This is a genomic window from Wenyingzhuangia gilva (genome assembly GCF_030519655.1).
GTDB lineage: Bacteria > Bacteroidota > Bacteroidia > Flavobacteriales > Flavobacteriaceae > Wenyingzhuangia > Wenyingzhuangia gilva.
The window spans coordinates 78,730-102,716 of record NZ_JAUMIT010000006.1 but is presented as its reverse complement, the minus strand read 5'-3'; the positions used below and the strand labels follow the sequence as shown (position 1 = coordinate 102,716).

The following is a 23,987-nucleotide window of genomic DNA, read 5'->3' as shown; positions in this document are numbered from 1 at the left end:
TTTTATTTTTTTTGAGTGTTTTTTATTTGATCATATACCAAAATTTGATTTTTAGATATAATCTTTTCATTTAATGTCAAACCACTAGATATAAATGCTTTTCCATGTCCTGTAGTTAAAACTTGTACAACTCTATTTTCTATAAAACAATCCTCTTTATAGACAACCACATAATGCTGACTATTATCGAATACCAAAGCTGATTCTGGAATACATAATGTATTTAACTTTACTTCTTTTAATGCTGTAACATCTACCAACATTCCTGGTTTTAATTTTAAATTGTCATTCTCTATTACAACTCTAGCTTTTAAAACTTTAGCATCTACATCAAATACCTGAGAAATGGCGGCTATTTTAGCTTTAAAAATTTCATCTGGATAAGACAATGTTTTTATTTCTGTATCCATTCCTACTTCAATATTTTGAATGTTACTTGCGTATACATTTACCATTACCCAAACATCACTTAAATCAGAAATTGTAAATAAAGGATCTCCTTCTGCGGATATTTGCGAACCTGCTGTAATTGATTTTTGAGTAACAAATCCTGTAGTAGGAGATTTTATCTGAAAAACACCTTTTTCTGAACTAGCACTAAATAAATTTAAATTAGCAGCTACCTTGTCTTTATCCGCATTAAGAATATTTAATTCACTTTTAACCTCTAACAATTCTTTTTCAGAAGAAATACCATCATTATACATAGATGCTACAGATGCTAAGTTTTTTTTAGCTACTGTAATTTGAGATTCTATATTATTTAACTCAGCTTTTAGAGCACTTAACTCCGTACTTCTTAATTCTGCTAATATTTGACCTTTAATTACTTTATCTCCTAAAGAAAAATTGGTTTTAGAAACAATTCCACCCACCAAACTAATAAATGGAATTACTTTATCTGGATTTGCCTCTACAACACCCGTTAAAGGAATGCTTTGCGTTACTGGGCTAGTTGCAACATTGTAAAATGTTAATTTACTTTTGGTATCTTTATTTAAGCAATAAGCTTTTTTTTCAGATTTAACCGCAGTTGTTTTTTCATTTTTACATCCATAAATTACTAAAGATGATATTGCTGCAAGAACAATGTGTTTATATACATTCATAATTTTTTATTCTAAATATGTTTTTAATTATTTAATCACATCTAAGCCAATGATATAATTAAGCTCCTCAACCTTTTCGTTTATTTCCTTTTGAGCTTCTAGTATGATGATCTTATTTTCTAAATAGGCGTCTAAAAAATCCTTATATTCTAACAAACTAATTTGTCTATCTCTAAAATTTTTGGTGTAAGATTTTATCAACATATTTAAACTTTCGTCATAATCCAGGTCGATTTCACTATAAAAATCTATTGCATTTTGTAAGTTTTTAACACCTTTAAATATTTCATTTTCTAAGGCTAATTCTTTCTGATGAAAAAGTATATTTGCCTGACTTTGTTCTGCCTTGGCCTTTTTAATATTACCTTGATTTCTATTAAAAAAGGGTAAGTCTATAGAAAGTCCAAAGCCTACAAAATCCCATAAAGCGTTACCACCTCTATCATAACCGGCAATAAAAGTAACATCTGGAACTTTTTGAGATTTTTCATATGCATATAATTTATCTGCATACTCAATTTGAAGTTTGCTTAGCTTATAATCTGGACGATTTTTTTGAGCTTCTAAAAAAAGTGAGTTTAATAGTAAATCTTCTACCTTATTTATTGGTTTTAAAAATCCTTCTTCTTTTATTTTTAAAACAATATTAGAAGGTACATGCATTAAGTTTTTAAGTTCTTGTTGTACTTCATTCTCTTGTTCTATTAAAGAATTTAATTCTTTTTTAAGTTCTAGTTCTAAAGCTTTAATTCTAATATATTCTGCTTTTGAATAATTCCCTTGTACAACCTGATTTTCATAAGCACTTGTTAGTGTTTCTAGAGAAGATATTTGTTCTTGATATACTTGTTTACTAAGTTGTAAGTATTCAAGATCGGTAAAGCTGTTTCTAAATTCAATTTTTAAATTTCTTAAAATATCTTCAAAATATTGTTTAGATTTTTCTACAGATACTTTTTCTAAAGCTATTAGTTTTTTTCTCTTATTTGCGGTTTGAATTAGTTGTTCAAACTCAAAGGAAAACTGTCTATTTTCTCCAAGAATATTTCCTAAAGCTGGAATTCCTTGTCCATCTGAAGTTTGTTTTTCTGTTGCCCATAAATTTACCTGATCTACAGTTAAAGTAGGATTTGGCCACAATTTAGCCTGTATTACTTGTGCCTCTGCTTGTGAAATTTCTAATTTCTGGGCAATTAGCAATAAGTTCTCTTTTAAAAAAATTGCCTCTCCTTGTTCTCTTTTAATTTCTAAAACCTCTTGCCCGTGAATAAAAGGACTTGACAGTAGAAAAAACCACAAAAGTTTACCCGATTTAATAATATTCATTTCTAATAGTTGTTTTGAATTACGAAAATCCGTACAACAACCTTAAAAAGAACTTAAAATGGATAAAGATTATCTTAAGGGAAAATTTACTTCAAAAACATTTAAATTGTCAAAAGGAGAATCATAGGTAATATTTCCATTACTTAAGTCTATAATTTTTTTAGTTAAAACAAGCCCCAAACCAAAACCTGCTTTGTTCCTACTATTTTCTCCTCTAAAAAAGTGTTTGAATAGATACTTTTGTTCTTCTTTTAATATTGGAGTTCCATGATTTAAAAATGATACTTTTAAATGTTCATTAGAGGTGCAATCTAGTTTTATTTCTGATTTTGAATAATGAGCATAGTTTACAGCATTTACCATTAAATTCATAAATGCTTGCCTTACTAGCATTTTATTTCCTTTAATTATCAAACTCTTTTCTTCAATGTTATTGGGCTCATAATTTATTTCAAAATTAAAGTTTGGATAAACAATTATTAGCTCATCCATGATGTCAAATATAAGTTCATCAGCTCTAAAAGATTGTTCTTTTATTTTTTGTCCCGACTCAACTTTTGAAATTTCTAACAAAACATTAATAATATTTCCCAGAAACTTTGCTCTGTTAATTTGAGCTTCAATCTCAGGCTTTATTTCATCAATATTATTGTAAAGATTAATTCTCTCTAACTCAGAAACCAATATAGCTATAGGTGTTTTTAGCTGATGGGATATATGATGAGTTGTGTGTTTTTGAAAAGCAAAAGTTTCATTTGTTCTTTTAATTAACTCATTAAATCTATTGGTTAAATGGGTTAATTCATAAGAAGAAGTTTCTACCTCTAGCTGCATTATTGATTCATTACCCAAATCAAACTTTGAAAGTTTTTCTGACAAAACAGTTAATGGTTTTGATATTTTATTGGAAATATAAAGAGATATCAATACAATAACCAGCGTAATAAAAGCAAAAATCCCTATTAATACTGTTTTTAAAAAGTACATTTTTGAATAACCAAAAGCATCGTAAGCCTTACTTATGGCATAAAATCCTTTATGATTATACTCTGTGTACAATCCTATTAAGTCGTAGTTTTCTTCTTTAGTTTCTATCCAATCTTTAGAAACTGATAGTTTTTTTAATATCGTTTTGTGTTTGTTTATGGGCAAATCATCAATACTAGAAAAAATAAGTTTTTTTTGTCCATCGTAAATGAGCATTTTCTCATCATAAAAATCATGTATAGTGAGTTCATCCATAATATGAGCTAAATTTTCACTCATGATTTTATACTTGGCTATTTGTTTTACCGTAAACTCTATTTTTTTCTTTTGTTGTTGTTGAAACTCTTCTTCTCTATACTCTGCAAATAAAAAATAAACAATGGTAAGCGATGTAGCCGATAATGCTATAACCGTTGTGGTAAAATAAAGAACTATTTTATTTCTTATTTTCATTCTAAATCCAAATAATATCCGTATCCAACTTTTGTTTTAATTGTTTTTTTACCAAAAGGCTTGTCTAATTTATTTCTTAAAAAATTAATATACACCTCTATCGTATTGGTATTGGTATCAAAAGATGTTCCCCATATTTCCTTAATTAAATCTGATTTAGAAATAATTTCTCCTTTGTTTTCTAACAACTTAAGTAATATTTGATATTCCCTTGGAGTCAATACAATTTCTGTTCCTTGTCTTGTGACTTTTTTAGTTGATTGATTTAGTGTAATATCTTCCGTTGTTAAAACAGTATTATTTTGATTTGATGAAGTTTTGTTTCTTTTTAACAAAGCGTTAATTCTAATAATCAACTCTCTCATATAAAAGGGTTTGGTTAAGTAATCATCTGCTCCACAATTAAAACCTTCTATTTTATCTTCTAATTCACCAAAAGCGGTTAGCATTATTACAGGTGTTGTGGTGTTAAATTGTCTAAAATATTTACACAATTCAAATCCATTTTTACCAGGTAAATTAATATCCATAATTATACAATCAAAAGCTGTTTTTTTCAACAATCTTTTAGCTAAAAAACCATCATACACTACCTCTGTGTGATAGGTTTCCGCATGTAAAGCCTGGCTAATATTTTGACTTAACGTTAAATCGTCTTCTATAATTAATATATTCATCCCTGTAAAAATAAAACTAATCTCCTTAGTTTTATAATTTTGTTGTTTTTTCTATGTTTAATTTCTGTCTAGATCCTTTTTCTTTCTTTACTTTTACTTCATCAGTTATGGATTTAAAAAAATTACAACATCAATACGAAGGATTTAAAAATCAACCTAATTTATGGAGTCAAAGTACTTTTTTTGAATATCCACAAATAGACATCCCTTTTCTAGAAAATATTGATTTTTCAACGATAGATATTAGTAAACATTATCGATTAGGAAAATTGGTAGAAGTCTTTTATCAAAAAAACATCGAAGCTATACCAGGTTATACTTCTATAGAGAATAACATTCAAATTCAGGTAGACAAACATCAAACTTTAGGTGAGTTAGATTTTATTTGTGATACTCCAACCGGCATTTATCATATAGAATTGACTTATAAATTTTACTTGTACAAAACAGATATTCCTTATGAAATGGATCGTTGGGTGGGTCCTAATTTAAAAGATTCTTTGGTTCAGAAACTTAAAAAATTAAAGGAAAAACAATTTCCAATGTTACATCATCCTATTTGTAAAGAATTGTTAAAAAGTAAAGGGTTAGACGTTAAAAAAATTCAGCAATCTGTACAATTTAAAGCTCAGTTGTATATTCCGTTGAGTTTGATGAATCATACTTTTCCACACATTAACAACAATTGTATTCAAGGATATTACATCAGTTATAAAGAAATAGATTATTTATTTCCGTTGGCATTGTACCATGTACCTATAAAACAAGATTGGCTAATAGATCCTAAACACAATACTAATTGGTTGCCTTTTGTAGATGTAAAACCTATTATTTTAGAGCAAATATCAGTAAATCACAGTCCACTAGTTTGGATTAAAAGAGGTACTATTTACGAACGTTTTTTTATTACATTTTGGTAAATTTTAAGGTTTTAATTCTTTTAATTTTAAATCTAAATTTACTTTTACATGATTGTCAACTTTAATCAATCCTAATACTTTTTTGGGTGATTTAATTTTAAAATCATCAAGATTTACATTAATAACCCCTCCTACTTCATAAATATGATTCTCGTAATAAAAACGAATAGGCACTAAATATTCGTGATGAATACCTGCTATTTTAACTCCCATGGTAGCCAAAGCACTACAACCATCCTCGGCAACACAAACAGACAATAATGCTATTAAAATTTGTGGATACTCATCCGTTTTTAACATTTTATGAAAATCCTTATTAATTAAATTATTTCCACAGTCAAAACACTTATTTTTTAAATAGAACTTGGCATTGGTAAATTCTAATTGGTCTTTATTTTCATCATCCTTTGTTTGTTTAAAAGAGACCGTAATTGGTTTTGATAGATCTTGTATTTTATACTCACAATCAAAACTATTGACATTAGATTTTCCAGAAACAATAATCTCGCTTTCTGGAAGCACTCCTAATGTTGTTCTATAGATACTTTTATTATTAAAACTTAAAAAAATAAATACTGTAAAAATGATGACTATTTTTTTCATGTTTTTGTTTTTTAAATTAAAAAATCATGTCTTAATCTACTAATATGTTTTTAGAAGTATCAAGACATGATTTATCATCAACTATACGAATGTTACTGTTTGATTAAAAACTAATAGCAGCCTCTAACATAATTCCATTAAATTTTCCGTCTTGATATTCACTAGTAGCTCCAAATCCCTCGTAGTTTTGGTTTACATATTCTAATTTTGCTAAAATATTATTAGTTAAAAATACTCCTCCTGTAACTTGAATTCTATCGATATCTACGTCTCCATAAGTAGCATCCTCTGCAGATACTTTGTTATATCTAGATCCTAAATAAAATTTTTCATTTGATCCAAATCTGTAAATGATTTCTCCTGCAAGTTGAGTTGCAACCCTATCTTTTGTTTCAGCTGTCATTTTTCCAGAAGAACGTTCTACTGTTCCAAAAAATTCTAATCCTTTATATTTTACAAAAGGGTTAAACATTAACGCTGTAATTTGATTTTTTAAGTTTGGATTGTATCTACCTGTTCTAAAATCTGCTTTGGCAGCTTGTGATAAAGCAACTTCATCTTTATCTAATACAGAGTAGTATCTAGCTCCTGCTCTATCTCCTGTGTATAAATATGAACTTGCTACTTTGTTGTTATGATAAACAGATCCTGTTAATCTTACTCTTAAATCTTCGCTCAATTGTTTGTCAAAACCAACTTTTGCCAATACAGATGCTCTTGTTTTTCCTGGATTTTCTACAGATTGATTTAATTTGGCATTGGTAAGTCCTACCATTGCTAACCAACCATTGTTTCTATAATAAACCTCAGCTCCAACTTCTGTTGTAAATGCATCCATAATTAAATTTCCTACAAATGGGTTGTGAGTTGCCATGGCATTGTCTGTTCTTCTAAAGTGAGCATCTCCATAGTTATTTTCCATGTGTCCAACTTTAACCGTAACATATTGCATCATATCTTCAAACAAACCTTCTTGAATAAAATCAAGTCGATCTACCTGTAAATATCCCCCTTTTACATAAGGTTCGTTGTGGTGACGGGAAGACAAATAAGTTCTTAAGTGCATTCTTAAACCTTTAGCCAATGCTACATCAATATCTAAATTGGCTGTGGCAAGGTTAAAGTTATCTCCAATTTCTACAATAGGAACTGCTCCAGAATTTTCGTGATTTACTCCCTGAAATTGTAAGGTAGATGATCCTCCAATCCTAACTTTTAAACCATCAAAAATATAATCTTGCGTTTTCGGAGCTTCAAAAACATTCACACCTTTTTCTCCTACATCTTTAAAATTATCTATATCTCTGCTATTATTTTGTCCCAATACTGTAACCCCTAATAACATCACAGCGACTAACATTGCTTGTTTTAAAATTGTTCTCATAATATTAATTTTTATAAATTGTTTTAAATTCTATTGTTACTTCATCTCCTGTTTTAATAGTACCAAACATGGCTTTTGGAGGTTCCATTCCAAAATCAGTCATTTTAATAGTTTTACTACCTTTTAAAATTATTTCTGATGCCATTTGTATGATTTCTACTTTGATTTTGATTTCTTTTTTTACTCCTGCAATGCTTAAATTCCCTTTTAGCTCAACATTGTAAACTCCATCTTTTACTTTTGATACTTTTTCTTGATGAAGTAAAGAGAATAAAATATTAGGATGCTTGTCGGTTTTTAAAGCTTCATAAGTAAGCTTGTTCATTAAAGACTTTCCGCTTTCTAAACTTTCTGCTATTACCTTTAACTCTAAAGCTGAAATTTCAAAAAGTTCTGTATTCTTAATAGTTAGTGTACTCGAAAATTTTTCTACATCCTCGTGCCAATCATGCACGGTAGAAGTTCCCAACACTTTAATATTACTACCCTCTTTTTGTACTTTATATTCTTGCCCATATACACCAATGCACAATCCGAACAATAAAGACATTACTAATATTTTACTTTTTTTATACATGTTTAATTGTTTTTATATGAACAAATTTAGGGTGCATTTACAGCTAAGACTATGACAAAAATCATAATAAAAGATTTTTTTATCTTTTATGTTTCATACTACAATATTAACGCTATTTAAGGGTTAACAAGTAGTATATATAATGACTACATTTGGTATAGATTAAAAATCATTATGCATCCACAAAACCCTTTTCAAAGAGCTTATCATTTTGATGAACTCATAAAAATTCATCCAGATTTAAAACCCTACGTATTTACCAACGAATACGGAACAGAAACTATTAAATTCGGAAACAATAAAGCTGTTAAGGAATTAAACAAAGCTTTGCTAAAGCAACATTATCAGTTAAAATACTGGGACATTCCAGAGAAAAATCTTTGCCCTCCCATTCCAGGAAGATTGGATTATCTTTTATATATAAAAGATTTACTTGAACAAAAGAGTGATGTTCATTTATTAGATATAGGAACAGGTGCAAATCTTATTTACCCCATTTTAGGAACTTGTCATTTTAACTGGAAATGTACCGCAAGTGAGGTAGATAAAACCTCTTTAGAAAATGCCCAACTTATTATTGACAAGAATAAAATTTTAGAGACCATTGAATTAAGATCTCAACAATTTAAAAACTCCATTTTGGAGAATATTATACAAGCTAGTGATTATTTTGATGTAATCGTCTGTAATCCGCCTTTTTATAAAAATGCTTTTGAGGCAGCACAAAAAAATGAAAAGAAAAATAAAAATTTAAAACTAGAAAATACTGAAAAGTTGAATTTTGGTGGAGAAGCTAATGAGCTATGGTATAAAGGCGGTGAAGAAGCTTTTATAAAAAAAATGGCTATAGAAAGTGTACAGTTTAAAAATCAAGTAGGATGGTTTACCAGCTTGGTTTCTCAAAAAGAAAATTTAAAGAATATTAAAAGAGCCATTAACAAAACCATGCCTCTTGAGGTTAAAATTGTAGACATGGAACAAGGAAACAAAAAAAGCAGATTTATCGCTTGGAGATATCAATAAAAAAATCCCTTCTCTTTTAAAAGAGAAGGGAAAAACTAACTAAACTATCTTTCTAAATTATTTAAACAGGAAAAACTATTAACCAACACCTATTTTGTAAATAATGATAAAATATTTTTTATCCGAAAGACTTATATATTTTCATTAATGATGTTTTCAAACAATTCTTGTTTACCACTAATGCTTGGTAATTCTCCATTTTCTTTTGCTATCCTATAAAAATCTTCAAAAGTTAATTTACCTTCTTCAAAAGCTTTTCCATTTCCACTATCAAAAGAGGCATAACGTTTTGCTCTTAAAGCTTCGTATTGAGATTCTCTAATGATTTTATCAGCAACCAACAACCCTCTTGCAAACGTATCAGCACCACCAATGTGAGCTAAGAAAGCATCCTCTAAATCTGTAGAGTTTCTCCTAATTTTAGCATCAAAGTTAACTCCACCTCCTTGTAATCCACCAGCTTTTAAGAAAACCAACATGGCTTCTGCAGTTTCTTGAATATTGTTCGGGAATTGATCTGTATCCCATCCGTTTTGGTAGTCTCCACGGTTAGCATCAATACTACCTAACATTCCGGCTTGTGCAGCCACATCCATTTCATGTTGCATGGTGTGACTTGCCAAAGTTGCGTGATTTACTTCTAAGTTGATTTTAAAATCATCTTGTAAACCATGCTTGTTTAAGAAACCAATTACAGTTGCAGCATCAAAATCATACTGATGTTTTGTTGGTTCCATAGGCTTAGGCTCAATAAAGAAATTTCCTTTAAATCCTTTTCCTCTTGCATAATCTTTAGCCAATCCTAAAAATTGTCCCATGTGATTTAATTCACGTCCCATATCAGTATTTAATAAAGACATGTAACCTTCACGACCTCCCCAGAACACATAATTTTCTCCACCTAATTCCATGGTAGCATCTAAAGCCAATTTAATTTGTGCTCCAGCTCTTGCTACTACATCAAAATTTGGGTTAGTTGCTGCTCCGTTCATGTAACGTGGATTAGAAAAACAGTTGGCTGTTCCCCATAATAATTTTACACCGCTTTCTTCTTGTTTCTTTTTTAAATAAGGAACAATTATTTTTAACCTTGCCTCTAACTCTTCAAAAGAATCTCCTTCTTGAATTAAATCGATATCATGGAAACAGTAATAATCAAATCCCATTTTAGTAATAAATTCAAAAGCCGCATCTGCTTTGTCTTTTGCAGCCTGAATTGGATCTGGGTTTTGATCCCATTCAAAATTTTGAGTTCCTGGTCCAAAAGGATCAGAACCTTGTCCACAGAAAGTATGCCAGTAAGCAATAGAAAACTTAAAGTGTTCTCTCATTGTTTTTCCTGCCACTACCTGATCTGGATTATAATACTTATACGCTAAAGGATTTTTAGATTCCTTACCTTCAAACTTAATTTCTCCAATTCCTGGGAAATATTCTTTGTTTCCTATGGTTAATTTTGACATGATATGATATATTATTTTATTTTTATTTCTAATGAGGTTAGCCACTTATCGTAAGCTTTATTATAAGCTTCTAATTTTGATGAGTCTGCTTGATATGTTTTGATGATATTTTCCTCTACAAAAGCTTCTTCTAAACTTGCTATTTCTCCTGCTCCGTAACCTGCTCCAATAGCTGCTCCAACAGCTCCATTGGTTTCTTTAACCTGAATCTCCGCATTTGTTAAGGTAGCAATCGTTGTGGCAAAAATTTTAGACTGAAACATGTTATCACTTCCTACTTTTATTACACTTGGAGACAATCCTAAGTCTTTCATACATCTAATTCCGTAAACAAAAGAAAAAGCAATTCCTTCTAAACAAGCTCTTACCATATGAGCCAATTTATGTTTGGTAAACTGTAAACCATCAAACTGAGCTCCGATAATTTTGTTTTGCAACATACGTTCTGCTCCATTACCAAAAGGTAAAAATGACAATCCGTTAGCTCCAACTTCTACAGATGATGCTAAAGCTTCTAACTCAAAATAGTCTTTATCTGCTGCTAAGTTATTTCTTAACCAAGCATAAGCACTTCCCGTTCCGTTGATACATAAAAGGACTCCTAATCTTCTTTCTTCTTGGGTATGATTGATATGCGCAAATGTATTTACTCTATTTTCTGGATCATATTTTAGCTGGTCTACCACTCCATAAACTACTCCAGAGGTACCTCCAGTAGCAGCTATTTCACCTGGTTTTAAAACATTTAAAGAAAAGGCATTATTTGGCTGATCTCCTGCTCTATAAGAAACCACAGCATTAGGGTTGAATCCAAACTCAGCAGCCATTTCAGCGGTTATTTGTCCTTGATTAGCAAATACAGGAACTATTTCTGGAATTAAATTAGCCTCAAAACCATAATGATTCATAATAGTTTCACTTAATTGCTCTTTCTTAAAATCCCAAAAAATCCCCTCAGACAATCCAGTATTCGTAGTGGTATGTTTTCCTGTGAATTTATAAGCAATAAAATCACCAGGTAACATTATTTTTTTGATCGTTTTGTAAATCTCTGGTTCATTTTCTTGAATCCATTTTAATTTAGATGCTGTGAAATTTCCTGGAGAATTTAATAAACTTTCTAAACATTTTTTTTCTCCTATTTCTTTAAAAGCTTTATTTCCAACTTCTACAGCTCTACTATCACACCAAATAATTGCTGGTCTAGCAGGTTCGTTTTCTTGTGTTAAAGTAACCAAGCCATGCATTTGATATGCAATTCCAATAGCCACTACATCACTCTTGCTGTCTGCTACCTTTTCAAAAAGTAATTGGGTTACTTTCTTAATATTTGCCCACCAATCATTTGGATGTTGTTCTGCCCAATTTTCTTTAGGAGCATCAATAAGCATTTCACGCTCAGGATATTGAGCCATGGCTATAACTTTTTTTGTTTTGCTATCAACCAAAGAAGCTTTAACTGATGAACTTCCTAAATCATAACCTATTAACAGCATAATTTATATTTTATAATTACTTATTAAAACGAAACTTAGTTTACTAATTAAACTAAGCAAATATATAGAGTAATTTTTACATCACAAACAAAGACTTAGTTTATTTTTAAAACTATCTGTATTTTTTTATCTTTACAGCTATTCTATACAAAAACCTTTAATAATCTTAGAATGATTTATAACTCTGTTGACTGTGTGATCTTTGGTTTTAAAGATGAAAAATTAAAAGTGTTATTAATAAAACGTAACAATGAACCTCAAAAAGGATTGATGGCTCTGCCTGGTGATTTTTTAGATTCAGAAGTTAGTATTTATGCTAGCGCTCAAAACACTTTAAAAGAGTTAACCTCTTTAGAAAATATTTATTTAGAACAAATTAGAGCGTTTGGGGAAATAGATAGGTATCCCGGAAAAAGAGTCATTACGATTAGTTATTACGCTTTAATCAACATAGAACATTACACACCACAAGCTGGTTACACTGCAGAAAAATTAGAATGGTGCGATATAGATTCTTTGCCAAAACTTGCTTTTGATCATAAAGAAATTATCGCTATTGCTCATAAAAGATTAAAAAGAAGGGTGCGTACTGAGCCTATTGGTTTTAATTTATTACCAGAAAAATTTAGTTTGACAAATTTGCAACAATTATATGAAGCTATTTTACAAATGGAACTTAATAAGCGTAATTTTAGAACTAAAATAAATCAAATGAAACTATTAATTGACACAGGTAAAAAGCAAGAAAACGTAGCTCATAAACCTGCCAAACTATATAGATTTGATGAAAATATTTACGAAAAGCTAAAAGAAGAAGGATTTTATTTTAACTTGTAGGTAAAAAATGTTACTAAAAAATCTATCATTCCTCCTTATAATTCTCTCATTTCCCTTAGTTGCTCAAAAAATTATTAAGCTACCAACAGATGTTGTTACGGACGTTACTTGGAAAGGAAGTGAAAAAAGCGAAATGTCAAAAAACTGGAATACTCCAGTAATTACCAACGTATCAATTCCAACCATAGAAATACACAAACCTACTCTAGACATAAATACAGGAACAGCCGTAATCATTGCTCCTGGAGGAGGATTGTATGCGTTAAGTATTAAAAGCGAAGGAACTATGGTGGCCGATTGGTTAGTGAATAAAGGGATCACAGCTATTATATTAAAATACAGACTAGTTCCCACCGAACATGATGGGGTTGCAGAATATGAACATACTGCAAAAAATAATAAGGAGCTCTTATCCCAAAAAGTGCAATTGGTACTGCCCTATGCTATTAAAGATGCTTTAAATGCCATTAAATATGTGAGAGATAATGCCGATTCATTAAACATAGCGCCTGATAAAATTGGAATGATGGGATTTTCTGCTGGTGGTGCAGTAACTATGGGAGTTGCTTACCGCTACACTTCTGAAAACAGACCTGATTTTATTGTACCAATATATCCATGGACAAGTCAATATCCTGTTCAAAAACCCAAAAACAATGAACCTCCATTATTTGTGGTTTGTGCTTCAGATGATCCTTTAGGATTGTCTATGGGAAGTATCAATTTATATCGTTCTTGGAAAGAATTAAACTTAAACGCTGAATTGCATATGTATGCAAAAGGTGGACATGGTTTTGGTATGAACAAACATGGATTACCCTCTGACAATTGGATAGAAAGATTTTACGAATGGGGCGTTAGCGAAAAACTAATTACTCCTAAAATATAATACATAAAAAAAGCGACCTGTTAAGTCGCTTTTTTTTATGTGTTAATGTGGTAATTTATCTTTTAAAACGCCATACAAATAAGTTCCAAGCATGGCAAAAGCTATGACAATTAACAAACTATAAAAACCTGCACCTACCAAAGTAAACATTGGACCTGGACAAGCTCCAGCCAAAGCCCAACCCAAACCAAAAATAATACCTCCCCAGAAATATCTTTTAAAACTTTTGTCTTTATCTTCCAACACAATAGGAACTCCAAAAAATGTTTTAATATTATATTTCTTAATTATTTGAATGGTTAAAACACCTAAAACCACAGCTACCCCAATAATTCCGTACATATGAAATGCTTGAAAATTAAACATTTCATAAATTCTAAACCAAGAGGCTGCTTCTGATTTGTACATGGTAATACCAAACAAAACACCAATACTTATATATGCTAAATTCTTCATATCAATAAATCATTAAAAAATAAAAGGGAACAATACGTGAATCATAAATAATCCACCAATAAAAAATCCAATAACTGCTATTAAAGAAGGGATTTGTAAATTACTTAACCCCGAAATAGCGTGACCCGATGTACAACCTCCTGCATAGCGAGCCCCAAAACCAACCATGAATCCTCCAACAGCTAACAACAAAATGTTTTTAAAAGTGAATAATCCAAAAATTTCCGTTGGTAAATAAGAGGTGTTTGAACTATTAATTCCAATTTCCTGTAATTGCTCTATGGTATCTGAACTAATATTTACACCAGTGTTGTTTGATAAAAAATGAGCTCCAATAAAACCTCCTATTACAGCTCCTATCATTACCAATAAATTCCACTTTTGAGATTTCCAATCAAAGCTAAAAAAGTCTGTTTTTTTACCTGCACCACAAATAGTACACAAAGTTCTTAGGTTTGATGACAACCCAAATCTATCTCCCATCATCATTAATAAAAACATTACCAAGGCTATTAAAAAACCGGAAACATACCATGCCCAAGGTTCCAAAATAAAATCTATCATATTTATCTTATTTCTAATATTATACTTAATTTGGATGCAAAGATAATTCACATCCGAACGATCATCAGTAACATTTGTTACAAGCTACCTAAACCTATGTCTATAAAACAATGGATACCTTTCTAAATAGTTTTGAAAACACCCTTTATTGGATTTTAAACATGATTAGTTTTCAGGTAAACTGGTCTAAAAATTATTTTTGGGGACTAATTGTTATTTCCTTTACTATATGGATGTTTGAAATTTTTATCCCATGGAGAAAACAACAAAAAATCTTTAGAAAAGAATTGGGATTAGATCTTTTTTACATGTTTTTTAATTTCTTTTTATTTGCACTCATCATTAACGGTGTATATGCTTTGATCGGTAAAAAAGTTCATGAATATGGCTTGTCTATGGATAGTTTTACAGTTATCAATCTTAAAGAATTCAATCCTATATTACAATTAATTATTTTTTTTCTAGTGAGTGATTTTTTTCAATGGATTACGCACATAACATTACATAGAGTTCCTTTTTTATGGAAATTTCATCAAATACATCACAGTGCAAAATTGATGAGTTTTCCTGTTCACTTTAGATATCATTGGATGGAAAATATTTTATACAAACCCTTAAAAATACTAGCAATTATGCTTTTAGGTGGGTTTGAACCTGAACAAGCTTATATTGTTCATTTTGTTGCTATTACTATTGGACACATTAATCATGCTAACTTAAAAATCACTTGGGGTCCTTTTAAATATATTTTTAACAATCCTGTAATGCATTTATACCATCACGCATATCATCTTCCAACCCATAAAAAACATGGAGTCAATTATGGAATTAGTTTAAGTGTTTGGGATTATATTTTTAGGACTAATTATATTCCAGAAGTTGACAAATATGTCAAATTGGGTTTTGAGGGAGATGATAAAATTCCTAAAACTTTTGAAAAACAGGCTTGGGTTGGATTTAAACCCTACAAAAGACCTAAGATTGAATAACAGAAAATTGCTTTATATTGTATCTTTGCCTTTAAATTATTTTATCAATGTCTGCTCTTCATTATTTTCACTCTTTTCAGCAGAAAATTTCTGATATTTCTATTCCTAAAAAGTTTACGTATCCTTTTTACTACGAACCTCATCCGTTGAGTAAATTGGCAACAGCACAACTGCAAGAATATTTAAATCATCAAACAGATTTTACTCATGATTTTTCTGAAACTGGAAAAATGTTTGGTGTTTTAGTGGTGAAAAATCAACAAAACGAAATTGGCTTCTTAGCAGCTGTCTCAGGTAAATTAGCAAATAGCAATACACATACTTATTTTGTTCCTCCTATTTTTGATATGCTTCCTGCTGATGGATATTACAAAATAGAAGAAGAGAAACTAAATTTGTTAACCAAAAAAATTGAAACGTTACAAAACGATGTAGCTTATTTACAAGCAATAGAAAATCTAAAACTTGTTCAAAAAAAAGCTTTGCAAGAAAAAGAAGATTTACGCTTGGAAATGATTGAAGCTAAAAAAAGCAGAAAAGTTAAAAGAGCTGAATTAACCACTATTTTTAGTGATGACATTTTAAAAGAAAAACTTACTGAATTAGACCAACAAAGCATTATTTACAAACTTAAGAAAAGAGATTTAGCGACTTTCTGGGAAGATGAAATCAATCAAAAGAAAAAAGAATTAGCTGTTTTCGAAAATCAAATTCATCAACTAAAAAAAGTAAGAAAAGAACAATCTAATACTTTACAACAATTCCTTTTTAATCAATATCAATTTTTAAACAAAGAAGGAATTGCCAAAGGAGTCATTGATATTTTTAAAGATACACCATTAAAAACTCCTCCAGCTGCCGCGGGTGAATGTGCTGCTCCAAAATTATTACAGTATGCTTTTACCAACAACTTAATACCTATTTGTATGGCTGAATTTTGGTGGGGAAATGCTCCAAATTCAGAAATCAGAAAACACGGTCAATTTTATCCAGCTTGCCAAGGAAAATGCAAACCTATTTTAGGTCATATGTTACAAGGAATAGCATTAGATGAAAATCCATTATTAGAAAATCCTGCCATTGGTAAAGAATTAGAATATTTGTATGAAGATGAGTTTATGGTTGTGGTCAATAAACCTGCTGAATTTTTATCAGTCCCAGGGAAAACCATTAACGACTCAGTATATTTGCGCATCAAGCAAAAATATCCAAACGCGACTGGACCTTTAATTGTTCATAGATTAGACATGTCTACCTCTGGAATTATGTTGATTGCCTTAGATAAAAATACGCACGAAAAATTACAAAGTCAGTTTATCAAAAGACAAGTAAAAAAACGTTATTTGGCTTTGTTAGACGGCATTGTAAAAGACGATAAAGGAACCATTGAATTGCCTTTACGTTTAGATATTGACGACAGACCTAGACAATTGGTTTGTTATGAACATGGAAAACCTGCCAAAACACTTTGGAAGGTTATAAATAGAACTAACAACAAAACTAGAATCTATTTTTACCCTGTTACTGGTAGAACGCATCAATTAAGGGTACATGCTTCACATCTAAATGGTTTAAACACTCCTATTGTTGGGGATGATTTATATGGCTCTAAATCTAATCGATTGTATTTGCACGCCGAACATATTTCTTTAACTCATCCGGTTACCAAAGAGAAAATAGAATTTAAAGCCAAAGCTAATTTTTGATATTTTATTGAGTTACTTTAATATAATCTACCACAAATTCCTGTGGCAAAGCAGTATCATCAATTTCTTTTCCTCCAAAATTACCACCAATCGCTAAATTTAAAATCAAATAGAAAGGTTTGTCATAAGGCCACGTTTGATCATTCTTTATTTCAGGTGAAAAAGTATACAATAACAAATCATCTACATAAAAAGAAATAGCCTCTTTGGTCCAAATCGTTTTATAAGTATGAAAACCTTTATCAATGGCTTCTACAAAAGTTCTTTTGGTATTAATGGTTTCTCCGTGACTTGCAGGCGTATGTAAAGATGTATATAAATAATTAGGATCTCTACCCAAGTACTCTAACATATCTATTTCACCACAAGCTGGCCAACCAACTTCACTAATGTCAGATCCCAACAACCATGCTGCCGGCCACAAACCTTTTCCATTTGGAACTTTGGCTCTGACTTCAATCGTTCCGTATTGGAATGATATTTTATCTTTTGTGGTTATTTTTCCTGAAAAATATTGTTGCTCTTTTTTAGAAGCTTTGATATGTAAAAAGCCATCTTTTACCTTAATATTTTCTTTTTGATACCACTGTGACTCCTCATTTCCCCAACCACATAAATTGGGACAACCATCACCTAAATCATAACTCCAATAAGTAGTATCTAATTCAGATTTATTAAAATCATCATCAAAAATGATTTTTTCTTGACTGTATGCTGATATTGTTAAGAACAACAAACAGCTATATAATAGTGACTCATTCATAAATTTCAAAACTTGTTTCAATAACTGTTTTAGAGCTACCTCCAATGAAAACCTTGAACTTTCCCGGTTCAACCACAAAATTTCCTTGATTATTATAAAAACCTAACTCTTTATCTGATAAAGTAAACTTTATTGTTTTTTCTTCATTTGGTAATAAGGATACCATTTCAAATCCTTTTAATTCTTTTACAGGTCTTGTTACACTAGCAAAGACATCTTGAATATAGATTTGCACCACTTCTTTTCCTTTTACTTTCCCTATGTTTTTTACATCAATCTTTACAAAAAACTTATCGCCTTCTTGTTTTACTTTTAAATTTTCGTAGGCAAATTGTGTATAACTTAATCCGTGACCAAAAGGATATAAAGCACTATTTTTTTCATCTTGATAATGAGACCAAAAAACGATGTCTTTTCCTGGTAAAGTAGGTCTTCCTGTATTTTTGTAATTGTAATACAATGGTAATTGTCCAACATTTCTAGGAAAACTCATGGGTAACTTTCCACTAGGATTATAATCGCCATACAATACTTGCGCAATGGCATTTCCACTTTGTGTTCCCAATTGCCAACATTCTAGAATTGATGGAATATGCGCATCTGCCCAACCTAAAGTTAAAGGTCTTCCGTTATTTAAAACCAAAACGATGTTAGAATTTACTTTGTAAACTTCTTCTAACAACTCTTGTTGTAATCCAGGCAAACCAAGTTCAGTTCTGCTACGTCCTTCTCCACTTTGAAAACCGTGTTCTCCTAAAACCATAATCACAACATCTGCATTTTTAGCAACTGATTTTGCTTCAGCAAAACCACTCCTATCTGTAGTATTTATTTTTACCTCAGTGGTAAAATCAGGTGTTCCTAAAACTAGTTCAGTTCCTTTTGCATAGGTGATTTTATTTTGTTTATAAGCTGATAAACCTTCTAAAACAGATACCGCCGTACTGTCTTTTGCAGCAATCCTCCAACTTCCTAAAGGACTGGTTTTATCACTTGCCAAAGCACCTATTACAGCTATATTTTGACCTTCTTTTTTTAATGGTAAAATGTTACGATTGTTCTTTAGTAGTACAATTGATTTTTTAGCCATGTCTAAAGAAGCATCCATCACTTCTTTACTTCCTAAAACTTTTTCTTCACGTTCTTTATTACAATATTTATAAGGATCATCAAACAGTCCTAATTCAAATTTTACTTTTAAAATTCTTTTGGTAGCATCATCAATTAAAGCTTCTTTTACTTTTCCCTCTTTTACCAATTTTGTCAACTCATCTACATACGCATAAGATTCCATATCCATATCAGAACCTGCATTTATCGCAATTTCTGCTGCGTGATTTAAATTCTTAGCATGACCGTGAGCAATCATTTCTGCAATTGAACCCCAATCGGAAACTACAAATCCATCAAAATTCCAATCTCTTTTTAAAACATCTCGTTGTAAAAATTTATTACCTGTAGCAGGTACTCCATTTAATTCGTTAAAAGAATTCATAAATGTTTTTACCCCTGCATCAATACTTGCTTGGAATGGAGGAAAAATAATATTATATAAAGTTGAGGTACCTACATCTACAGTGTTATAATCTCTACCTGATTCAGCAAAACCATATCCTGCAAAATGTTTAGCGCAAGCCACAATGGTATTTTCTTTAGACAAATCATCGCCTTGAAAACCTTTGACTCTTGCATAGGCAATTTTACTTCCCAAATAAGTATCTTCTCCTGCTCCTTCCATGACACGTCCCCAACGAGCATCTCTTGATACATCTACCATTGGTGCAAACGTCCAGTTGATTCCTACTGCCGAAGCCTCTAAAGCTGCCATTTCTGCTGATTTTTTAATCGCTTTTAAATCCCAACTAGCAGCTTCTGCTAAAGGAATAGGACTTAGTGTTTCATATCCATGAATAACATCAAAACCAATAATTAAAGGAATTCCTAACCTGGTTTCTTCTACTGCTATTTTCTGAACAGCTTTTACCTCATCAACTCCTCTAACATTTAGCATAGATCCTACATAACCTTTACGCAAGTCTTTGTATTTTTTTGCCGCATCTCCTTGTATTGGAGATGGACCAGTTACGTTCCAAAAACCATTATATTGATTCATTTGACCAATTTTTTCTTCTAGAGTCATTCTGGACATCAAATCGTCTACTCTTTCATCAATAGACAGCTCTTGATTTTTATAAATCAATTGATCTTTTTCTTGGCAGGAAAACACACTTAACAGAACTAAGAATGTGCTTATTAATTTTATAAAATTTTTCATATTTCTAATTTTACAAGTATTATTCATTTTAGAAATGATACATGATATATCGTTATGATCCTGATATGTTTTTTTTATTCTTATTGAATCTTTTTTATGTGTAGCAGAGGTTTTATAAATACCTCTACCACATATAAAAACTGTACTTAACAAACATTATCTATTGATATACTTTTATGTAATCTATCTCCATTGATGATTCAGTAAAATCTGAATCTATTTGTCCTCCGAAAGAACCACCTATCGCTACATTTAAAATCATATAAAAAGGATGATTAAAAGGCACTGATGAACTATTTGAAAATGAATGAATAAGAAGATCGTCTGTATAAAACTTAATCTCATTTTCATTCCAAATGGTTTTATATGTTTTAAACTCTGAAGAAACATTTGGTATAATGGTACTATTTGTATTTGCACTTCCTCCATAATTACCTGGATAATGCAAAGTTCCATGTATTCTATCTTGGTCATTTCCTACATGCTCCATAATATCTATTTCCCCACAACTAGGCCAACCAACAGCTTCAAAATTTGCTCCTAACATCCAGATAGCAGGCCAAGTTCCACCACCACTAGGTAGTTTTGCTCTTACTTCTATGACTCCATATTTGAATTCAAATTTTCCTTTTGTTCTTATTCTGGTTGATGTGTATTCAGCACCATAATAATTCTCTTTTTTTACCGTAATTTTTAAAATCCCATTACTTATAGAAACATTACTACTTCTTGCTGTATAATATTGAGCTTCATTATTTCCCCAACCACCATTACCTCGTCCAATTTCATAATCCCAATTATCTTCATTTGGTTTTCCATCAACGTCAAAATCTTCAGACCAAACTAAAGAGAGTACGTTTTCATCTACCAAAACATTAATTCGTACAAATTCACTTATAAAACTTCCATTCTCTCCATACGCTAAAACAGTCACTAAATAATTATTAGTGCCATTTTCATTATAGGTATGAGATACAGCTCCTGTTGTTGAAGTTGCTTCAGTATTGTCTCCAAAAGTGATTTTATAAGAAACGGCATTGGTTGCCGATAATGTAAAATTTACCAATCCAGAACCATCCCCTTCGGGACTTTCTGTTGTAACTCCTGAAATTAAGGCTGTAATTGTTAAATCTGTTGGAGCTCCGTTTTCACTTCCTCCTCCATTGTCAATATTATCATTAGCATTACTAGAACAAGCAACAAGCAAATAAAACATGCATCCTAATATCCCTATGTTTTTTAAAATTTTATTCATTGTGTTTCTATTTTGCTGATTGTTTATACAGTAACTAACAGTTATTATTTGATAAATAAACCTCACTCATCACACAGTATGAGTGAGGTTTAAATTCAATTAGATCTTATTTATATAAATAGAAATTGTCAATAACAACATCAACTTGTCCACTTGGAAATCCGTTTATAACGAACTGAGCAATGTTAGTTTTGTTCGCTAAGCCAGTAAAATCACTTAAAGGGAAATCAAAAGAAACCCACTGTCCTTGTGCAAAACCTTCCATTAATTTAAGCCCTTCACTATCATCACCTCCTGCATAAGCTTTATCTGCACCAAAGTCTACTATTTTTAATTGAAATCCTGTAGCACTACCTGACCAGATATCAACATGTACATGTGTCATTTCAGAAGCATCAATTAAATTATCTCCTACAGTTTCAATTCCTGCATAATCCAATGATGTATATATTTTCACAGGGTTTGTAGCAATTGTTTTTTCTTCATAGTTACCCATTGACCAATCGGTTCTCCATGTAGTTACATTTACATCAGTATAAGCATCACTAAATAAAGAAATAACGTTAGTTTCTAAAACAGTTGGTGTTGTTGGTGCATCAGTTGGCTCACTAACATCAGGACAACCATCGTTCTCACTGTTTCCCGCTACTGTTTTACATTTATCAATAGAATCAATAACACCATCGCTATCTGTATCTGGCACATCTGTACCTACAGTACTACCTGCTATATTGTCAACATAAAAAACACCTGATTGCTCTACTGCAAAACCTACAAATACAACTAATTTTTGAAACTCATCTAAAGTAACTGTTGTATTTTCTTGATTTGGGTAACTGTTTACAGCATCTTTTCCAAAATCAAAAGTTAATGTTTGCCACCCAGCTGTTGCTGTTGAATTCGTTAAAACTTCAATATCAAATCCATTTGCTGTTTTTGCTCCTTCAAACTTTAACAAGACTGGAGTTTCAGTGGCTGTAGCTTGGTAAAAATCTAAAGTAAGAATAGACTTACTTTTTACATCAATATGCTTAGTTAGGTTAATACTTACCGCTTCATAAGCTGAACCAACATTAGTAATTACTCCAACGTTAGAAGCACTTCCATTTTTACCTGTTTTAGATTCTACTACAATTGTTGCTGCAGAACCACTAGTATCATTTCTTAAATTTAAGCTAGCTTCATCTTCAAAGTCTGCTATTGACGTTGCTGCTTCAAAAGTTACCGTATGTTGTTTGGTTACCGATACTGGGGCTGCTTTATCAGCATCTGCAGTTACCGTAATATCATAAGTAGCTGTTGCAGCTGGATATTCATAAGTAACTTGTGGTCCACTTGTTTGTTTAACATCGCTATCACCTACTGCTGAAGGATCTCCAAAGTCTACCGTATAAACAGTATTGGATCCTCCTGATGATGTTGGTGTTACTCCCACCACTTTACCTGTATCATCTACACCCACAGAAGTAAAAGTTAAATTTGTAATGGTAGCCGAACCTGATCCAGCTACGTCTTCGTCTTTTGAACATGCAATAATACTTAATGCTAAAAGAACATACTTTCCTTGTTTTAATAGTTTCATGATTTCATTTTATTTAGGTTAATATTTTATTTTAATTTCCGAAGGTGATGTGATCAAAATAAACCACATGATCTGCGTTTCTTGATTGATAATCTGGAAAAATGATGATTTGATCTATGATCCCTGAAATACCTTTTCCTATACTTCCTGAAAAATCAAAAGTCAATTCTTCCCATTCATTTATTTTTGTATTCGATACTTTTATTTCTGGTTGTGCCTCTCCATTAGATTCTGAAAACTTAATTCCGACATCGCTAATCACAGATTTGTAAACCATTATTTTAACAGTAGTATTGGTTTCATCAAACGTAAAACTTCCAATATCACTTCCGTGTTTTGTTTCACATCCTACATATGGAGATCCTACTTGTAAAGCTGTTATTTTTGCAACTTTGTTTGATGTATTGACACCTGTTTTACTTGGGTTATCAACAATTTCAACCGCTGGATTATTTCCGTTTTCAAATACTGACCAAGTCCAAGTTGCTCCATAGCCATCAGCTTCAAAATTGATTGGATAATACGGTGGCATTTCTGACAACACATCTTCTGTATTTTTATTTTCAGCATCAATTGAATCATTTGATTCACTACATGAAATCATTGACATTGAAAGGAAAACTACCAGTAAGCTTGATATTAAAATCTTCATA

General features: G+C 31.1%; 22 protein-coding genes. 6 read left to right on the top strand and 16 right to left on the bottom strand.

Features of this window, described 5'->3' with window-relative positions; genetic code table 11:
• Positions 1–2: 2 nt before the first annotated feature.
• From QVZ41_RS11875 to QVZ41_RS11860, 4 genes are all read right to left on the bottom strand, one after another.
• Entirely contained in the window at positions 3–1,109 is a 1,107-nt protein-coding gene (locus QVZ41_RS11875; RefSeq protein ID WP_302884809.1) for an efflux RND transporter periplasmic adaptor subunit, read from the bottom strand.
• A gap of 27 nt (positions 1,110–1,136) precedes the next feature.
• The gene (locus QVZ41_RS11870) at positions 1,137–2,435 is read right to left on the bottom strand and encodes a TolC family protein (protein WP_302884808.1); all 1,299 of its coding nucleotides are present in this window, start codon (positions 2,433–2,435) and stop codon (positions 1,137–1,139) included.
• A gap of 69 nt (positions 2,436–2,504) precedes the next feature.
• A complete protein-coding gene (locus tag QVZ41_RS11865) occupies positions 2,505–3,875 on the bottom strand; it encodes a sensor histidine kinase (protein ID WP_302884807.1) in 1,371 nt (456 codons plus the stop codon).
• Positions 3,872–4,552: a response regulator transcription factor gene (locus tag QVZ41_RS11860; protein ID WP_302884806.1), complete on the bottom strand. Its 681-nt coding sequence runs from the start codon at positions 4,550–4,552 to the stop codon at positions 3,872–3,874. The genes QVZ41_RS11865 and QVZ41_RS11860 overlap by 4 nt, the downstream gene beginning before the upstream one ends.
• Before the next feature lie 107 nt (positions 4,553–4,659).
• Here QVZ41_RS11860 and QVZ41_RS11855 point away from each other — a divergent pair, with 107 nt between their 5' ends.
• The gene (locus QVZ41_RS11855) at positions 4,660–5,472 is read left to right on the top strand and encodes a DUF1853 family protein (RefSeq protein ID WP_302884805.1); all 813 of its coding nucleotides are present in this window, start codon (positions 4,660–4,662) and stop codon (positions 5,470–5,472) included.
• A gap of 3 nt (positions 5,473–5,475) precedes the next feature.
• Here the strand turns inward: QVZ41_RS11855 and QVZ41_RS11850 are convergent, their stop codons facing one another.
• The 3 genes from QVZ41_RS11850 to QVZ41_RS11840 form a co-directional block, all read right to left on the bottom strand.
• A complete protein-coding gene (locus tag QVZ41_RS11850; protein ID WP_302884804.1) occupies positions 5,476–6,075 on the bottom strand; it encodes a hypothetical protein in 600 nt (199 codons plus the stop codon).
• 103 nt (positions 6,076–6,178) lie between these two features.
• On the bottom strand, positions 6,179–7,459 hold the full coding sequence (locus QVZ41_RS11845; RefSeq protein WP_302884803.1) for a hypothetical protein: 1,281 nt from the start codon (positions 7,457–7,459) through the stop codon (positions 6,179–6,181).
• A 4-nt stretch (positions 7,460–7,463) separates the two neighbouring features.
• Positions 7,464–8,036, bottom strand: a complete 573-nt coding sequence (locus QVZ41_RS11840) for a YceI family protein (RefSeq protein WP_302884802.1) — start codon at positions 8,034–8,036, stop codon at positions 7,464–7,466.
• Between the two features lie 174 nt (positions 8,037–8,210).
• On the opposite strand from QVZ41_RS11840, the gene rlmF reads away from it, so the two are divergent.
• Entirely contained in the window at positions 8,211–9,059 is an 849-nt protein-coding gene (rlmF, locus tag QVZ41_RS11835; RefSeq protein ID WP_302884801.1) for a 23S rRNA (adenine(1618)-N(6))-methyltransferase RlmF, read from the top strand.
• Between the two features lie 131 nt (positions 9,060–9,190).
• Here rlmF and xylA read toward each other — a convergent pair whose 3' ends face one another.
• The gene (gene xylA / locus QVZ41_RS11830; protein ID WP_302884800.1) at positions 9,191–10,522 is read right to left on the bottom strand and encodes a xylose isomerase; all 1,332 of its coding nucleotides are present in this window, start codon (positions 10,520–10,522) and stop codon (positions 9,191–9,193) included.
• A gap of 11 nt (positions 10,523–10,533) precedes the next feature.
• A complete protein-coding gene (locus QVZ41_RS11825) occupies positions 10,534–12,018 on the bottom strand; it encodes a xylulokinase (RefSeq protein ID WP_302884799.1) in 1,485 nt (494 codons plus the stop codon).
• A gap of 171 nt (positions 12,019–12,189) precedes the next feature.
• On the opposite strand from QVZ41_RS11825, the gene QVZ41_RS11820 reads away from it, so the two are divergent.
• Positions 12,190–12,855 (top strand): NUDIX hydrolase, encoded by a 666-nt coding sequence (locus QVZ41_RS11820; protein WP_302884798.1) that lies wholly within the window; start codon positions 12,190–12,192, stop codon positions 12,853–12,855.
• A gap of 7 nt (positions 12,856–12,862) precedes the next feature.
• Positions 12,863–13,744, top strand: coding sequence for an alpha/beta hydrolase (locus QVZ41_RS11815; protein WP_302884797.1), 882 nt, complete (start codon positions 12,863–12,865; stop codon positions 13,742–13,744).
• A 42-nt stretch (positions 13,745–13,786) separates the two neighbouring features.
• On the opposite strand, the gene QVZ41_RS11810 is transcribed toward QVZ41_RS11815, so the two are convergent.
• Both QVZ41_RS11810 and QVZ41_RS11805 read right to left on the bottom strand, forming a co-directional pair.
• A complete protein-coding gene (locus tag QVZ41_RS11810; RefSeq protein ID WP_302884796.1) occupies positions 13,787–14,200 on the bottom strand; it encodes a DUF6691 family protein in 414 nt (137 codons plus the stop codon).
• Between the two features lie 12 nt (positions 14,201–14,212).
• Positions 14,213–14,761, bottom strand: coding sequence for a YeeE/YedE family protein (locus QVZ41_RS11805; RefSeq protein ID WP_302884920.1), 549 nt, complete (start codon positions 14,759–14,761; stop codon positions 14,213–14,215).
• 113 nt (positions 14,762–14,874) lie between these two features.
• Here QVZ41_RS11805 and QVZ41_RS11800 point away from each other — a divergent pair, with 113 nt between their 5' ends.
• Positions 14,875–15,753: a sterol desaturase family protein gene (locus QVZ41_RS11800; protein WP_302884795.1), complete on the top strand. Its 879-nt coding sequence runs from the start codon at positions 14,875–14,877 to the stop codon at positions 15,751–15,753.
• A gap of 47 nt (positions 15,754–15,800) precedes the next feature.
• A complete protein-coding gene (locus QVZ41_RS11795) occupies positions 15,801–17,459 on the top strand; it encodes an RluA family pseudouridine synthase (RefSeq protein WP_302884794.1) in 1,659 nt (552 codons plus the stop codon).
• A 4-nt stretch (positions 17,460–17,463) separates the two neighbouring features.
• Here QVZ41_RS11795 and QVZ41_RS11790 read toward each other — a convergent pair whose 3' ends face one another.
• The 5 genes from QVZ41_RS11790 to QVZ41_RS11770 all read right to left on the bottom strand — a co-directional run bounded on the left by QVZ41_RS11790 (position 17,464) and on the right by QVZ41_RS11770 (position 23,986).
• The gene (locus QVZ41_RS11790) at positions 17,464–18,222 is read right to left on the bottom strand and encodes a glycoside hydrolase family 16 protein (protein WP_302884793.1); all 759 of its coding nucleotides are present in this window, start codon (positions 18,220–18,222) and stop codon (positions 17,464–17,466) included.
• Positions 18,215–20,497, bottom strand: a complete 2,283-nt coding sequence (gene bglX, locus QVZ41_RS11785) for a beta-glucosidase BglX (protein ID WP_302884792.1) — start codon at positions 20,495–20,497, stop codon at positions 18,215–18,217. The genes QVZ41_RS11790 and bglX overlap by 8 nt, the downstream gene beginning before the upstream one ends.
• Before the next feature lie 160 nt (positions 20,498–20,657).
• Positions 20,658–21,752, bottom strand: a complete 1,095-nt coding sequence (locus QVZ41_RS11780) for a family 16 glycosylhydrolase (protein WP_302884791.1) — start codon at positions 21,750–21,752, stop codon at positions 20,658–20,660.
• Between the two features lie 106 nt (positions 21,753–21,858).
• Positions 21,859–23,334 carry a hypothetical protein gene (locus QVZ41_RS11775; RefSeq protein WP_302884790.1) on the bottom strand — a complete coding sequence of 492 codons (1,476 nt, stop codon included), beginning with the start codon at positions 23,332–23,334 and terminating at the stop codon, positions 21,859–21,861.
• Between the two features lie 31 nt (positions 23,335–23,365).
• A complete protein-coding gene (locus QVZ41_RS11770; protein ID WP_302884789.1) occupies positions 23,366–23,986 on the bottom strand; it encodes a glycosyl hydrolase family 16 in 621 nt (206 codons plus the stop codon).
• Between the last annotated feature and the right edge of the window lies 1 nt (position 23,987).